This window comes from Variovorax stachyos (assembly GCF_051400855.1).
In the GTDB taxonomy this organism is placed as follows: domain Bacteria; phylum Pseudomonadota; class Gammaproteobacteria; order Burkholderiales; family Burkholderiaceae_C; genus Variovorax.
Genome location: NZ_JBLFFN010000022.1, coordinates 51,216 through 65,657 on the forward strand (window position 1 = coordinate 51,216; position 14,442 = coordinate 65,657).

General features: G+C 66.0%; 16 protein-coding genes and 3 pseudogenes. 17 read left to right on the forward strand and 2 right to left on the reverse strand.

The features are described 5' to 3' along the window. Positions 1-35 precede the first annotated feature (35 nt). Positions 36-1,226 (forward strand): MFS transporter, encoded by a 1,191-nt coding sequence (locus ACMGEZ_RS26205; RefSeq protein ID WP_436825205.1) that lies wholly within the window; start codon positions 36-38, stop codon positions 1,224-1,226. A 22-nt stretch (positions 1,227-1,248) separates the two neighbouring features. Here ACMGEZ_RS26205 and ACMGEZ_RS26210 read toward each other — a convergent pair whose 3' ends face one another. Then, positions 1,249-1,917 (reverse strand): CDGSH iron-sulfur domain-containing protein, encoded by a 669-nt coding sequence (locus ACMGEZ_RS26210; protein ID WP_436825206.1) that lies wholly within the window; start codon positions 1,915-1,917, stop codon positions 1,249-1,251. A gap of 279 nt (positions 1,918-2,196) precedes the next feature. On the opposite strand from ACMGEZ_RS26210, the gene ACMGEZ_RS26215 reads away from it, so the two are divergent. The 11 genes and pseudogenes from ACMGEZ_RS26215 to ACMGEZ_RS26265 all read left to right on the forward strand — a co-directional run bounded on the left by ACMGEZ_RS26215 (position 2,197) and on the right by ACMGEZ_RS26265 (position 9,702). Beyond that, positions 2,197-2,814: a glutathione S-transferase N-terminal domain-containing protein gene (locus ACMGEZ_RS26215; protein ID WP_436825207.1), complete on the forward strand. Its 618-nt coding sequence runs from the start codon at positions 2,197-2,199 to the stop codon at positions 2,812-2,814. 13 nt (positions 2,815-2,827) lie between these two features. Then, positions 2,828-3,187 (forward strand): hypothetical protein, encoded by a 360-nt coding sequence (locus tag ACMGEZ_RS26220; protein WP_436825208.1) that lies wholly within the window; start codon positions 2,828-2,830, stop codon positions 3,185-3,187. Positions 3,188-3,234: 47 nt separating this feature from the next. Continuing rightward, positions 3,235-3,837 carry an NAD(P)H:quinone oxidoreductase gene (gene wrbA / locus ACMGEZ_RS26225; RefSeq protein ID WP_436825209.1) on the forward strand — a complete coding sequence of 201 codons (603 nt, stop codon included), beginning with the start codon at positions 3,235-3,237 and terminating at the stop codon, positions 3,835-3,837. An 8-nt stretch (positions 3,838-3,845) separates the two neighbouring features. Beyond that, a pseudogene (locus ACMGEZ_RS26230) lies at positions 3,846-4,771 on the forward strand (pirin family protein). A 130-nt stretch (positions 4,772-4,901) separates the two neighbouring features. Further along, positions 4,902-5,174, forward strand: a pseudogene (locus ACMGEZ_RS26235) (OsmC family protein); the annotation flags it as partial. A gap of 17 nt (positions 5,175-5,191) precedes the next feature. Continuing rightward, the gene (locus ACMGEZ_RS26240) at positions 5,192-6,385 is read left to right on the forward strand and encodes a bifunctional alpha/beta hydrolase/OsmC family protein (protein ID WP_436825210.1); all 1,194 of its coding nucleotides are present in this window, start codon (positions 5,192-5,194) and stop codon (positions 6,383-6,385) included. Between the two features lie 43 nt (positions 6,386-6,428). Then, positions 6,429-6,923, forward strand: a complete 495-nt coding sequence (locus ACMGEZ_RS26245) for an Ohr family peroxiredoxin (RefSeq protein WP_436825211.1) — start codon at positions 6,429-6,431, stop codon at positions 6,921-6,923. A gap of 126 nt (positions 6,924-7,049) precedes the next feature. Continuing rightward, the gene (locus ACMGEZ_RS26250) at positions 7,050-7,469 is read left to right on the forward strand and encodes a cupin domain-containing protein (protein WP_436825212.1); all 420 of its coding nucleotides are present in this window, start codon (positions 7,050-7,052) and stop codon (positions 7,467-7,469) included. A 223-nt stretch (positions 7,470-7,692) separates the two neighbouring features. After that, positions 7,693-8,592, forward strand: coding sequence for a glutathione S-transferase family protein (locus ACMGEZ_RS26255; RefSeq protein WP_436825213.1), 900 nt, complete (start codon positions 7,693-7,695; stop codon positions 8,590-8,592). 152 nt (positions 8,593-8,744) lie between these two features. Further along, positions 8,745-9,002 carry a UBP-type zinc finger domain-containing protein gene (locus ACMGEZ_RS26260; protein ID WP_436825214.1) on the forward strand — a complete coding sequence of 86 codons (258 nt, stop codon included), beginning with the start codon at positions 8,745-8,747 and terminating at the stop codon, positions 9,000-9,002. Between the two features lie 64 nt (positions 9,003-9,066). After that, positions 9,067-9,702, forward strand: coding sequence for a peroxiredoxin-like family protein (locus ACMGEZ_RS26265; RefSeq protein ID WP_436825215.1), 636 nt, complete (start codon positions 9,067-9,069; stop codon positions 9,700-9,702). Between the two features lie 80 nt (positions 9,703-9,782). On the opposite strand, the gene ACMGEZ_RS26270 is transcribed toward ACMGEZ_RS26265, so the two are convergent. Next, the gene (locus ACMGEZ_RS26270; protein ID WP_436825216.1) at positions 9,783-10,079 is read right to left on the reverse strand and encodes a hypothetical protein; all 297 of its coding nucleotides are present in this window, start codon (positions 10,077-10,079) and stop codon (positions 9,783-9,785) included. A gap of 288 nt (positions 10,080-10,367) precedes the next feature. Here ACMGEZ_RS26270 and ACMGEZ_RS26275 point away from each other — a divergent pair, with 288 nt between their 5' ends. The 5 genes and pseudogenes from ACMGEZ_RS26275 (at position 10,368) to ACMGEZ_RS26295 (ending at position 14,433) form a co-directional block, all read left to right on the forward strand. Further along, positions 10,368-10,847, forward strand: a complete 480-nt coding sequence (locus ACMGEZ_RS26275) for a carboxymuconolactone decarboxylase family protein (RefSeq protein WP_436825217.1) — start codon at positions 10,368-10,370, stop codon at positions 10,845-10,847. A 63-nt stretch (positions 10,848-10,910) separates the two neighbouring features. Then, complete coding sequence (locus tag ACMGEZ_RS26280; RefSeq protein ID WP_436825218.1) at positions 10,911-11,666, forward strand: SDR family oxidoreductase; 756 nt, start codon at positions 10,911-10,913, stop codon at positions 11,664-11,666. 82 nt (positions 11,667-11,748) lie between these two features. Next, positions 11,749-12,330: a YceI family protein gene (locus ACMGEZ_RS26285; protein ID WP_436825219.1), complete on the forward strand. Its 582-nt coding sequence runs from the start codon at positions 11,749-11,751 to the stop codon at positions 12,328-12,330. A 38-nt stretch (positions 12,331-12,368) separates the two neighbouring features. Next, positions 12,369-12,914: an Ohr family peroxiredoxin gene (locus tag ACMGEZ_RS26290; RefSeq protein ID WP_436825220.1), complete on the forward strand. Its 546-nt coding sequence runs from the start codon at positions 12,369-12,371 to the stop codon at positions 12,912-12,914. A gap of 61 nt (positions 12,915-12,975) precedes the next feature. Continuing rightward, a pseudogene (locus ACMGEZ_RS26295) lies at positions 12,976-14,433 on the forward strand (catalase). Positions 14,434-14,442 lie beyond the last annotated feature (9 nt).

A 14,442-nucleotide genomic window follows, 5' to 3' on the forward strand; every position in this document is an offset into this window, starting at 1 on the left:
TTCATTGGTGGCATCTAGCATTATTTCGGACCTCCATGCTTTCTTCACAACCGGCGGATTCTTCGCCCCGCGCCGCGCTCCTCATCGCCGGCATCCTGCTCATCGCGGCTAGCCTTCGAGCACCGATCACCACGCTCGGGCCCTTGCTCGAACCCGTGCGCGAGAGCTTCGCGCTCAACGCCTCGCAGGCCGGCCTGCTGACGACGCTTCCGCTCCTCGCGTTCGCCCTGGTGTCTCCACTTGCAGCGCCCATTGCACACAGGTTCGGCCTGGAGCGCGTGCTCTTCGCGTCGCTGGTCCTGCTGGTCGCCGGCATCGCCGTGCGCTCGACCGGCACCGTGTCGGCACTCTATGCAGGAACCTGCGTGATCGGTGGCGCGATCGCCATCGCCAATGTCCTTCTGCCCAGCTTGCTGAAAAGGGACTTCCCCCGCCATGTGGCGAAGCTCACGGCCTGCTATGCACTGGCGATGATCTCCGCCGCAGGCAGCGCGTTGGCCGTGGCCGTGCCGCTGGACCATTCGCTCGGCGCCGGGTGGCCGGCCTCGCTGGGCACCGTCGCCGTGCTGCCGCTCATCGCTGCGTTGCTGTGGCTGCCGCAACTGCGCTTTCGAACCATCTCGGCACCGGGCCTTTCCACGGGTGCTCGAGGGTCATCGGTGTGGAAGGCCTCGCTGGCCTGGCAGGTCGCGGGGTATCTGGGCCTTACCTGCTTCATCTACTTTGCGGCAATTGCATGGCTGCCTTCGATCCTCCAGGAGGCCGGCTTCTCGAGCGCACGCGCTGGCACGCTGCATGGATGGATGCAGCTGGCGGGGGCCGTGCCCGCGTTGCTGCTGATGCCGCTCTTGCACCGTATGCCCGACCAGCGCTGGATCGCGTTCGCGTCGCCCGCACTGAGTGTCTGTGGCCTGGCGGGCCTGCTCTTCCTGCCCGCACTGACGCCGTTGTGGATCTTCGCTTTCGGCATGGGCACGGGATCGGCGTTGATCCTGAGCCTGGCCTTCGTCGGACTGCGCGCCGGCAGCCAGCAGATCGCCGCGTCGTTGTCCGGCATGTCGCAATGCATCGGCTACCTGCTGGCGGCCGTCGGTCCGACGCTGGTCGGCTTCCTGCACGAAGCCGCGGGCACCTGGACGGTGCCGCTGGTGGCCTGCCTGGTGCTGTGCCTGGCGATGTGCGTGCTTGGGCTGTCGGTGGGTCGGGCCGTGCACATCGGCCAGTGAATGGCGCAGGCGTCCGAGTGGCTCAAGGCTCGCTCTTGAAGCCGATGCGCACATGGCTTTCGTCACAGAACGGCTTGTTGCGGCTCGCACCGCAGCGGCACAACCACGTGACCTCGGTGCGTGCCACCGCCCGCCCCGTTCCGCTGAGGATCTCCAGGTTGCCGCGAACCTCCAGCGGCCCATTGGTCTGCGGATCGATCTGCAGCACGCCATCGCGTGCATCAAGCATATCGATCTGTCCGCTCGCGGGCTCGCCGCTGGCGTCGAAGCCGATGGCCCGATGGGTGTTGTCGCAGAACGGCTTGTTCTTCGATGCGCCGCAGCGGCACAGCGTCGCGCGAAAGCCGACGGCCTTACCCGCCACGCGCATGTCCGCGCGCACGGCGTACGGGCCCGCCTCCCGCAGCGAGAGCAGATTGACCGGCGGTGCCGGCTCGTCGGCGTGTCCGTCGTGGCGTACATAGCGGATGGCGCCCGATGGGCAGGCATGCGCAATGCCGACCACGGCTTCGACGTCCATCGCATCGGGATGGATCCAAGGGCCTTCCACATTGGCGACGAAGACCTTCGGTCCCCGGGTCACGCAGAACCGCGCATGGATGCAGCGCTTGCCGTCGAACCGTATCGAGAGTCCGGGGGCGTCGGCGATCTCCACGTTGTTATCGGATTCGCCAGATTCGGTCGATGGCATGCGTGCTCCAGGTGTCGGGTTCACGGGGATCGTAGGAGCGCCCCGCCGGCGGCGGTAGGTGCAATGGCGTGACCGTGGTGTTGCCCTGCTCGCACCAATGCATCGATGCACCGGCACCGCGATTGGTGCGCTGGCGACAACACGGTGCGCCCCGACACATGCCTACCGCCACTGCGCACGCCTACCTAGCATCGAATCGTTCGCAAGCCTCTCCTTCACAACGCGAAGCCGACCGTCCCGCCGAAAGCGAACGACTCACTTCAACCCAACGGATACCTCATGAAGCTCTATCACATGCCCGGCGCGTGCTCCCTCGCCGACCTGATCGTTCTCCAGTGGATCGGCGCAGACCACGAGACGGTGCGCATGAGCCTGGAAAGCATCAAGTCGCCCGACTACCTTGCCATCAACCCGGGCGGCACGGTGCCGCTGCTGGCACATGGCGACCTGTCGCTCACCGAGAACGTCGCCATCCTCGGCTACCTGGCCGACCTGTACCCCGAAGCGCGCCTGCTGGGCGACGGCTCGCCGCGCGCCCGCGCCGAGGTCATGCGCTGGCTGGGCTTTCTCAACTCGGATGTGCACAAGGCATTCAAACCGATCTTCACGCCGCAGCGCTTCCTGAAAGACGCGGCGATGGCGCCCGTCCTTGCCGACAACGCGCGCGGCCATGTGCGCGAATACCTCGCGCGGCTGGACGATCAACTCGATGGACGCGACTGGCTGACCGGCGAGCGCTCCATCGCGGACCCGTACCTGTTCGTGCTCTCCCGCTGGTCGGCGGCCAAGAAGGTCGACATGCAAGGCCTGGACAACCTCGCGCGCTTCGTCCGGATGATGGACGGCGACGCCGGCGTGCAAGCCGCGCTGGGCGCCGAAAGCGGCGTGTCGCAGTAACCAGAGGCACGCCATGAGACTTTCGCTGGAATCTTCTCTCGAAGCCCCCGAACAGGGCTGCGCCACGTCGAGTGCGCTCGCTCGCTGGTACGCCGAACAACCCGCCGTGCGGCGCCTGTGGGCCATCCGCCCAACGGACGAGCCCATGCTGCGCGTCATCGTGATGCTGGAACCCTCGCCGGACGGCGACGAGATCAGCCCGGCCTGGATGGCACACGGCAACCGATGGGCGCGCGACCTGCGCGAGCGGCTGGCCGGCGTCGTGCAACTGGAGCGCATCGATGGGCCGCTGCCCGACGAGTTCGAGATCGACGGCGACGGCGCTGTTCTCTCGGCGCTGTGCTGGCGCGACTCGACCGCGCTCGAGGCCTGAGCCCCCCTATCGATCCCTTCATTTTTCCCTACCCCTGGACCATCACCATGAGCAAAATTCTCGTTCTCTACTACAGCATGTACGGCCATCTCGAAACGATGGCCCACGCGGTCGCCGAAGGTGCGCGATCGGTCGAAGGCTGCGAAGTGGCCCTCAAGCGCGTGCCCGAGACCATGCCGCCCGACGCGTTCCGCCAGGCCGGTGGCAAGGCCGACCAAGTGGCGCCCATTGCCACGGTGGCGGAGCTGCCGGACTACGACGCGATCATCTTCGGCACCCCCACGCGCTTCGGCAACATGGCCGGGCAGATGCGCACCTTCCTCGACCAGACCGGTGGCCTGTGGGCCTCGGGCGCGCTCATCAACAAGATCGGCAGCGCCTTCACCTCGACGGGCACGCAGCACGGCGGGCAGGAAACGACCCTCGTGTCGTTCCATTCGACGCTGCTGCATCACGGCATGCTGATCGCGGGCGTGCCGTACTCGTGCACGGGCCTGACGAACATGACCGAAATCACCGGCGGCTCGCCCTACGGTGCCGCCACGCTGGCCGGCTCCGACGGCAAACGCACACCCTCGGACAACGAGCTGTCGATCGCCCGCTTTCAGGGTGAGCACGTGGCGCGACTCGCCGCTCGCCTGGCGCACTGAGCCCCGCCATGACCACTCGCCAGAGCGAAGTCGCTGGTGTTGAGGCCGTCATCCTGCCGCCAACGCGCGACCTCGGGGACGGCTTCAAGGTTCGGCGAGCCTTGCCGTCGGCGCACCGACGGATGGTCGGGCCGTTCATCTTCTTCGACCACATGGGGCCCGCGACTTTCGCGGCCGGCCAGGCCTTCGACGTGAGGCCACATCCGCACATCGGCCTGGCCACGGTCACTTACCTGATTGCGGGCGAGATCCTGCACCGCGACGGCCTGGGCAACGTGCAGACGATTCGCCCCGGCGAGGTCAACTGGATGACCGCAGGTTCGGGCATCGTGCACTCCGAGCGCACGCCCGAAACCGAGCGCCGGGCCGGCGCTTCGCTCTTCGGTATTCAGGCCTGGGTGGCACTGCCGAAGGCGCATGAGGAGACCGAACCGGGCTTTTTCCATCACGCAGTGACGGCCATTCCACGGACCGAATCGGACGGCGCTGCGTTGACGCTGATCGCGGGGCGCAGCGACGGCCTGGTGTCGCCGGTGCGCACGTACTCGGACATGGTGTACGCCGACATCGTGCTCGAAGACGCCGCGCGCTACCAGCTGAAGGCGGAGCACGTCGAGCTTGCGGCCTACGTGGTGTCGGGCGCGCTCGAGGTCGTCGGACAGGCTGGCCGCTTCGAAGCCGGCGAGCTGGTGGTCTTCAAACCCGGCGCCGAACTCGTGCTGCGCGCAGCCGGCTCCTCCCGGTTGATGCTGGTCGGCGGCGAACCGCTTGCCGAGCAACGTCACATCTATTGGAACTTCGTCTCTTCCTCGGCCGAGCGCATCGCGCAGGCCAAGGACGATTGGCGTGCGCAGCGCTTTGCGGGCGTGCCGGCGACAGCGAGTTCATTCCCCTGCCTGCGGACATGCCATCTGCACACCCCGCTTCGGCGTAGAGAAAGAGGTTCGACGATGGCCCAAGGCACCGCGCGCATCGGACGCGACCACTACCGCACGCAGGTCGATCTCGCCAGCGGCCACACGCTCGTCTCGGACGAGCCCTCCGTCCTCGGAGGTGAAGGCGCAGGGGCCACGCCCTACGAACTGCTGGTTGCCGCCCTGGGGGCATGCACCGCCATCACGCTGCGCATGTATGCGGACCTGAAGCGCTGGCCGCTCGAATCGGTGCAGGTCGACCTGCACCTGTCCCGGGAAGACAACGCGACGGTGATCGAGAGATCGCTGCGCATCTTCGGCCTGGACGACGCCCAGAAGGCGCGCCTGGCCGAGATCGCCGAGCGAACCCCGGTGATCCTGACGCTCAAGGCAGGCATCCCGATCCGTACGCATCTGCTTTAGACACAGGAACACGCCCCGTGCCCACTCGCGCTTTCGAATTTCTCAACCAGAACGGACACCGCCTGTCAGGCAGCCTCGAAATGCCGGAGGGCATCCAGCGGGGTTGGGCCCTGTTCGCGCACTGCTTCACCTGCGGCAAGAACAACCTCGCGGCCGTGCGCATCGCGCGGGCGCTGGCCAGCGTGGGCATCGGGGTGCTGCGCTTCGACTTCACCGGGCTGGGCGACAGCGAGGGCAGCTTCGCCGACGCGAGCTTCTCGCTGAACGTGCAGGACCTGGTGTCGGCCGCCGACGCCATGGAGGCTGCCGGCATGCCGCCCCGCTTGCTCATCGGTCACAGCCTCGGTGGCTCCGCCATGCTCGCTGCTGCAGGCCGCATCGCGAGCGCGCGCGCCGTCGCGACCATCGCCGCGCCGTTCGATGTGGCGCAGGTGCTGCACCTGCTGGACCCCGCGGGTCTTGCGCGCATCGAAACCGAAGGACAGGCGCTGGTCCAGGTGGTCGGACGGCCCATGGCGGTCGGCAAGGTCTTCGTGGACGACTTGCGCGCACACGACCCGGGTGCGCGTATCGCGGCCCTGCGCCGGCCGTTGCTGCTGCTCCATGCGCCGCAGGACCGGACAGTCGACATCGAGAACGCCACGCGCATCTTTCTGGCGGCGAGGCATCCCAAGAGTTTCGTCTCGCTCGATGATGCGGACCACCTGCTGTCGCAGCGCGAAGACGCCGAACAGGTCGCGCTCCTCATCGCGACCTGGGCAGCCCACTACCTGCCCGAGCCATCCGCCGTCCATCCGGTCGCGGCGGATGCCGAGGCGGAAGAAACGGGGCTGGGCAAATTCCAGCTCGCGCTGCGCTCGGGCGGCTCGCGCTGGCTCGCGGACGAACCCGCGACGGTGGGCGGGCTCGGCTCGGGCCCGACGCCCTACAACCTGCTGTCATCCGCGCTCGCTGCCTGCACGACCATGACGCTGCGCCACTACGCCGACAGCAAGGGCTGGTCGGTCACGCGCATCCGCACCGCGGTGAGCCACCACAAGGACAAGGCGCTCTCTCCGCCCGACGTCTTCAGCCGGCGGGTGTCGATCGACGGCACCGTCACGCAGGCGCAACGCGCACAGCTGCTCGACATTGCGCAGCGATGCCCGGTTCACCGAACGCTCGAAGGGGGCGCGCGCTTCGATCCCGTGGAAGGCGAGCCACCGGCATAGGCCGGCTCGTCCTCTCACCCTCCCTTCATGCAAGGAATCGACCATGACTACACCTACCGCTCCGTCCGCAGGACTGCTCACGCCCTACACCGGCGACGAGATGCTTCCGCTCTACACCACCACCGTCGCCGTCTCGGGCGGCGAGGCGCGCCATGCCAGGGCGTCAGGCCGGGTGGTGTCCGACGACGGCCATCTGGACCTGGTCCTGCGCCTGCCCAAGGCACTGGGCGGCAACGGCGGCGGAACGAACCCCGAACAGCTCTTTGCAGCCGGCTTCGCCGCCTGCTTTCACGGCGCGATGACGCTGATCGCGAGCGCCCGAAAGATCCGGCTGCCGCAGGACATCGACATCGCCGCCACCGTGACCTTCGGCCGTGACCCGGCCGACGGGCTGTTTCTCATCACGGCCGATCTCGCCGTGCGCCTGCCCGCGATGGACGCCGACGATGCCGCTGCGCTGGTGGCAGAGACCGAGAAGGTCTGTCCCTACGCCAAGATGGCCCGCGTGGGCATGCGCTCCACGATCCGCCTCGTCTGAGTGCGGGGCGCACAGCGAACGCACGATTGGTGCCTCGCAAGCAACACCGTGATCCACGGCACAGGCCTACCGCGCCCCCGGCACCCGATCCTACGATTCACTCATCGCATCAACAAAGGCAAGACCATGAACAAGATCGCAAGAAGCCTCGGGCTGACCCTGCTGTTCGCCGCAGGCGCCGCCATGGCACAGCACGCCGCCGCGCACGGCACGCCAAAAGACGCCAAGGTGACGCCGCTTCTGACCCAGGAGATGAAGGACATCCCCGGCAAGGAAGTGCTGATGATCACAGTGGACTATCCGCCCGGCGCCGCCGACCCCGTGCATCGCCATGACGCCCACAGTTACGTGTACGTGCTCGAAGGCTCGATCGTGATGGGCGTGAAGGGCGGCAACGAAGTGACGCTCAAGGCTGGCGACACCTTCTACGAAGGCCCCGACGACATCCACATCGTCGGGCGCAACGCGAGCAAGACGAAGCCTGCGAAGTTCGTGGTCATGCTCGTGAAGAACAAGGGTGCCGAGTTCTTCATCCCAGTGAAATAACCCACCGGTTGCATTCCACCCGCTGCTACGAAGATGACGGGTGTCAGATCGCCGAGGCGGCTGTAACGAGGCGTGCACTTTCCACCCGTTCGTGCACGGGACAGACTCACGTCGGCGCGGTGTCCCCGCGTAAATCCGACCAGCAACACGGCGACGCGGCGGGTGGAAGGCATCCCATGCTTCCTGCAACAGGAGGCCGGCACAAGCAGACAGGACCCATGCAATGAAACTCTTCTACATGCCCGGTGCCAGTGCACTGGCGGACCACATCGTGCTCGAGTGGGCCGGCCAGCCGTACGAGACGATCCGCATGGATCGCCACAGCATCAAGACGCCGGAGTATCTGGCGCTCAATCCCACTGGCGTGGTTCCGCTGCTCGTGCACGGCGACTTCACGCTGACCGAGAACGTCGCCATCCTCGGCTACCTCGCGGACCTGCACCCGCATCTGCAACTGGCAGGTGACGGCTCGCCGCGTTCGCGAGCGGAGGTCATGCGCTGGCTCGGCTTTCTGAACTCCGACGTGCACAAGGCGTTCAGGCCGATCTTCTTTCCCGAGCGTTACCTGCCGGACGACGGCCTGGCGGTGCAGTTGGCCGCCACGGCGCGCGGCCACGTGCGCGAGTATCTCGGGCGGCTCGATACGCAACTCGCAGGGCGCGAATGGCTCACGGGGCAGCGCTCCATCGCCGACGCCTACCACTTCGTGATGCTGCGCTGGGCCATCGGCACGAAGGTCGGCCTGCACGACTTCGGGAACCTGACGGCCTTCGTTCGCCGAATGCATGCCGATGAAGGCGTGCATGCGGCGCTCGTGATGGAGGAAGGCCTGGCGCCGCGCACCGAACGCGCGCACAGCGCCCCCGATCAGTTGATGCGCCTGAACGAACGGATCCGCGACAACCTGGCCACCACGCTGAACGCGGAAGTGGTCGGGATGGTCGAGTACAGCGAAGGCGACGGCGCCGCGCTCGAAGTGCGCCGCGGTCTTGTGGAGGTCGAGGTCTCGCGGATGGACACGGTCTTCAGCTGGCAGGACGAGAACTACCGCGGACAGGCCGCCATTCCGTTCCAGAACTTCTCGCGCTATGTCAGCAACGGCGCGATCCGGCTCGAACTGTAGATACAACCGCCCATGACCACACCGCCTGCCCGATTCGCGTTGCCCTCCTCCGGTTACCACGAATCGACCGCTGGCGGACACCGAGGAGCAAATGCCATGAAGATTCCCGCCCCCTCACTGTCCCCGTCCCCGTCACACGAAAGGGTGCGCGCATGACCGCCGGCTGCACGCACCCGGACCAGGTCCGCCCGGTCATGCCGGCCGGCACCGGGTGCGAGGAATGCCTGCGTTCCGGCGGCCGCTGGGTTCACCTGCGCATGTGCCTCATCTGCGGCCACGTCGGATGTTGCGACTCGTCGCAGGGAAAGCACGCGACCGGTCACTTCCACGAGACCGGCCACGCGGTCATGCAGTCCGCGGAGCCCGGCGAATCCTGGCGATGGTGCTATGTCGACCAGAAGCTCGTCTGAGCCTCGGGTGCGATGCAGCGGCGTGCACCGGACGATCGCCCTTCCTACTTTTCGGAGCCCTGCCATGAGCCCGCAACTCTCAGCTTTCGACCATAACGACGCCGCCGATGCGGTGTTCGACTCCACGGGCATCGCTGCCCGTGCCAAGCGCGCCGGCGACCTTGCGCCTGACATCACATTGCCGGACGGTGCCGGTCGGCCGGTTCGGCTGTCGGACGTTTGGCGCAAGGGACCGCTCGTGCTGGTCTTCTTCCGCGGCGGCTGGTGCGGCTACTGCAACCTCCAACTGCGTGCCTGGCAGCAGCAGGCGGGTGAACTCGCACGGCTCGGTGCAACGCTCCTGGCAATCTCACCGCAGACGTCTGACCATTCAATGCGTACGGCCGCGGACAACCAATTCATTTTCACCGTGCTCAGCGATTCCAACCTCGAAGCCGCCAATGGCTTCGAACTGGCCTTCACGCTTCCGCCCGAACTCGTGAGCTTCTACGGTTCGGTGGGCACCGACATTCCTGTCCTGAATGGCAACGGCCTGTGGGTGTTGCCGGTTCCGGCGACCTATGTGATCGACGAGGAAGGCCGCATCCGTTTCGCCCACATCGAGGAGGACATCCGAAAGCGCGCGGAGCCGGCCGATGTGCTCCGCGTGATCGAAGGCTTGGTCAGCGGCCGTGCCCTTGCGGCGGCGGGCGGCAGCTAACGCCAGCAGCGGCCCCATGCGACGAAGCCCGCCAGTGACTGGCGGGCTTCCTTGCGATGGGTCTCAAGAGATTCGCTGCGTCAGTTGGGCGTGCCGCCGGGAACGGGCTTGCGGCGATTCGGCTTTCGCGTATCGCGCGTCTGGTGGCGCTTCTCGCCGGCAACGGCGGCCGTGTCGGTTCCGATCGCGCCGCCTTCGGCGGTCTTGACCGTGTCGCCCGAGGCTGCGGCGACCTTGCCCTGCGATTTCGCCGCCACCTTGGCCTGCGCTCGTACCTGCGGCTTGCTGTCGGTGATGGCCTGGTGCTCCGCCGATTGTGCGAAGACGCTCGTCGCTGCCAGGAAGGCGGCGGTCATGACGGTGATGTGCTTGAACATTGGATTGGTTTTCCGAAAGTGAATGGGATGACGCCGCGTTGCCGCAAGCGTCCAAAAAATTCTAGGACGCAGCCTCGCCGGATTTCACTTTCGACTGGTGCCATTTCCGAAACATGCCGAGCCCTCGACCGGATTGTTGCGCGACGGGCAACACCGTGAAGCCCCGTGCATGGCTACCGGCGGCAACCTCCCCGACCTACGCTACGTCCCTGTCTGCGCGATCTTCGCAAACGGATGACTCAGCCGCTTCTGAGTCCAGGCATTCGCCACCCATTCCAGGAGTTAGTCGTGACCCAACGTGTCAACTATGTCGAGCAATCGCCCGAGCTCTTCAAGAAGTTCGTCGAGTTCCTCAACGCGATCAAGGAAGGCGCGATCGAAGAGCCGATCCGCAACCTCGTGTCGATCCGCACGTCGCAGCTCAACGGCTGCGCGTTCTGCCTGGACATGCACGTCAAGCAGGCCAAGATCCAGGGCGAGCGCGAGCTGCGCCTGTACCACCTGGCCGCATGGCGCGAGTCGACGCTGTTCATTCCGCGCGAGCGTGCGGCGCTGGCCTGGACCGAAGTGCTGACCAAGCTGCCCGAACACGGCGTGCCCGACGACATCTACGAGCGCGTGCGCACGCAGCTGTCGGAAAAGGAAATCTCCGACCTCACCTTCCTCGTCATGTCCACCAACGCATGGAGCCGCCTGAACATCGGCTTCAAGAGCGTGCCCGGCGCCTCCGACAAAGTCTTCGGCCTGGACAAGGCGAAGCTCGCCTGATCCGCGCCGCCAGGAATCACCCCGTCATCCACCCGGCCCCTTGCGGGCTACAAGGAAATCATCATGAAGATCGTTGTCATCGGCGGCTCGGGCCTCATCGGTTCGAAGGTCGTCAGCAAGCTTCGCGACGCCGGCCACGAGGTCGTTGCCGCATCGCCGGCCTCGGGCGTCAATACCATCACCGGCGAAGGCCTGGCCGAGGCCCTCAAAGGCGCGCAGGTCGTGCTGGACGTGGCGAACTCGCCCTCGTTCGAGGACAAGGCCGTGCTCGAGTTCTTCGAGACCTCGGGACGCAACCTGCTGGCCGCAGAAGCCGTGGCCGGCGTGAAGCACCACGTTGCGCTTTCGGTGGTCGGCACGGACCGCCTCTCCGAAAGTGGCTACTTCCGCGGCAAGATCGCGCAGGAGAAGCTGATCCGCGAATCGAAGATTCCTTACACCATCGTCCACTCGACGCAGTTCTTCGAGTTCCTCGGCGGCATAGCGCAATCGGGCACCGACGGTGACACCGTGCGCCTCTCGCCAGCCTTCGTGCAGCCGATCGCATCGGACGACGTCGCGGCCGCCGTGGCGGACTACACCCTGGGCAACCCGGTGAACGGCGTGGTCGAGATCGCCGGCCCCGAGCGCGTTCGCCTGTCCGATCTCGTGCAGCGGTTTCTTGCCAAGACCAGCGATCCGCGCAAGGTCGTCCAGGATGTGCACGCACGCTACTTCGGTGCGGAACTGAAGGACGAAACGCTGGTACCCGGCGCCAATCCGCGCATCGGTGCCCTCGGCTTCGAAGCCTGGTTCGCGCTGCCCAAGCCGGCCCGCTGAGACGAAGTCCACCCTCGGCCACATCAGGATGCGGCCGAGGGTTCTTGCCCCAAGGCCCTCCTCGCCCCATCCTGGTGACCCCATGCCCGACAGCTCTGAACTCTCCACACTCGCCTCGACGAATCTGGCCGACGTCAGCCGCGGGCGCTACGTCGTCGATCCCGCGCACTCGCACGTGCTGTTCAGCGTGTCGCACTTCGGTATCTCGACCTATTTCGGCGAGTTCACCGGCCCTGGCGGCACGCTCGACATTCCGTTGTCGGCCAACCGCAGCGCCACCCGGCTCGCGGTGTCAGTACCGGTCGCCAACGTGAAGACCACGAGCCGGATCCTGGACGATGAACTCAGGAGCCGCGACTGGCTGGACGGCGAGCGGTTTCCGTTGATCGCCTTCGACTTCGCTGCGCCTCTTTCCTTAGCCGCGAATTCGTTTCAGGTGACCGGGGCACTCGCCCTGCATGGCGTGACGCGCAACGTCACATTCGACGTGAGCTTCGTCGGCGCCGGAATGAACCCGGCAAAGCAGGTCTACACGATCGGCTTCGACATCCGGGGTCGCATCCGCCGCAGCGACTTTGGCGTGACCGCCGCACTCCCGATGATCGGCGACGAGCTCGGTCTTATCATCAGCACGGCTTTCGAACTCGAAGCCCCAGCCGCCTGAGCGCGCTTTTCCGCAACACCATTGAACAGAAGCCCGGAATGCCCACGCCGAAAGATACAGCCACCGTTTCCGCGGCAGAAGCCGTGCAATCCAGCCCGCTGCAGCCGCCTCCCGTCACGCTGCTCGACAAGTACAAGGGGCAGAAATTCGAACCGATCTATTCGACGGTCGTCACGGTGAGCGGCGGTGAAGCAGAACACGGACGGGCCTCGGGCGTGGCGCGCTCCGATGACGGTAACCTCAATGTGCAGTTGCGGCTTCCTACCGCGCTCGGCGGTGGCGGTGGCGGCACCAACCCGGAGCAGCTGTTCGCAGCGGCCTATGCCGCGTGCTTCCATGGCGCGTTGAACCTGCTGGCGGCGAAGAAGAAGATTCCGGTTCACGACGCCACCGTGGAGGTGTCCGTCGCTTTCGGGCGTGACCCCGTCGACGGGCTCTTCATGCTCACCGCCGATGTCCGGATCCATTTGCCTGACGTCGAGAAAAGCGTGGCCGAAGAGCTGGTGCGCAGCACAGAAAGATTCTGCCCGTACGCGAAGATGGCCCGCAACGGCATCACCAGCATCGTTGCACTGGCGACCTAGAACTCCAACACCGGCGCCACGCTCCGACGGCGCTCCCTTCCCTGCGTTGAGAAAGCCCCCCATGAGCGATTCGTCCGGAACCCCGAACAAGACCCCGTTGACCACCGCCTTCGGCGCGCCTGTGGTCGACAACCAGAACAGTCTCACCGCCGGCCCCCGCGGCCCGATGCTGATGCAGGATGTATGGCTGCTCGAGAAGCTCGCCAACTTCAACCGCGAGGTCATTCCCGAGCGCCGCATGCACGCCAAGGGCTCTGGCGCGTTCGGCACCTTCACTGTCACGCACGACATCACGAAGTTCACGCGCGCCAAGCTCTTCAGCGCGGTGGGCAAGAAGACCGAGATGTTCGCCCGCTTCACCACGGTAGCCGGCTAACGCGGCGCAGCCGATGCCGAGCGCGACATCCGCGGCTTCGCGCTCAAGTTCTACACGGAAGAAGGCAATTGGGACCTGGTGGGCAACAATACGCCCGTCTTCTTCCTGCGCGATCCTCGCAAGTTTCCGGACCTCAACAAGGCCGTGAAGCGCGACCCGACGACCAACCTGCGCAGCGCCACCAACAACTGGGACTTCTGGACGCTGCTGCCCGAGGCGCTGCACCAGGTCACCATCGTGATGAGCGATCGCGGCATTCCGGCGAGCTACCGCCACATGCACGGCTTCGGCTCGCACACCTACAGCTTCGTCAACGCGCAGCACGAACGCTTCTGGGTCAAGTTTCACTTCAAGACGCAGCAAGGCATCAAGAACATCACCGACGCCGAGGCCTCAGCCCTCGTGGGCGGCGACCGCGAAAGCCACCAGCGCGACCTGTTCGATTCGATCGGCCGCGGCGACTTCCCCAAGTGGACGCTGTACGTGCAGGTGATGGCCGAAGCCGATGCAGAGAAGGTGCCCTACCACCCCTTCGACCTGACCAAGGTCTGGCCCAAAAAGGACTACCCGCTCATCGAAGTGGGCGTGATGGAGCTCAACCGCAACCCCGAGAACTTCTTCGCCGACGTGGAGCAGAGCGCCTTCGCGCCCAACAATCTCGTGCCCGGTATCGGCGTGTCGCCCGACAAGATGCTGCAGGTGCGCCTGTTCGCGTACTCGGACGCGCAGCGCTACCGCCTGGGTGTCAACCACCACCAGATTCCGGTGAACGCCGCGCGCTGCCCGGTGCACAGCAACCACCGAGACGGCACCATGCGCGTGGACGGCAACTACGGCGGCACGCTGCACTACGAACCCAACAGCTTCGGCCAGTGGCAGGAACAGCCCGACTACCGCGAGCCGCCCCTCAAGCTGCGCGGCGATGCGGACTTCTGGAACTTCCGCGAAGACGATGCCGACTACTACAAGCAGCCCGGCGACCTGTTCCGCTTGATGAAGCCCGAGCAACAGCAGGCGCTGTTCGACAACACGGCACGCGCCATGGGCGATGCGCCGGAATTCATCAAGCGACGGCACATCGACAACTGCACCAAGGCTGATCCGGCCTACGGGGCGGGCGTGGCGAAGGCGCTGGGTCTCTAAGGCTCCCCT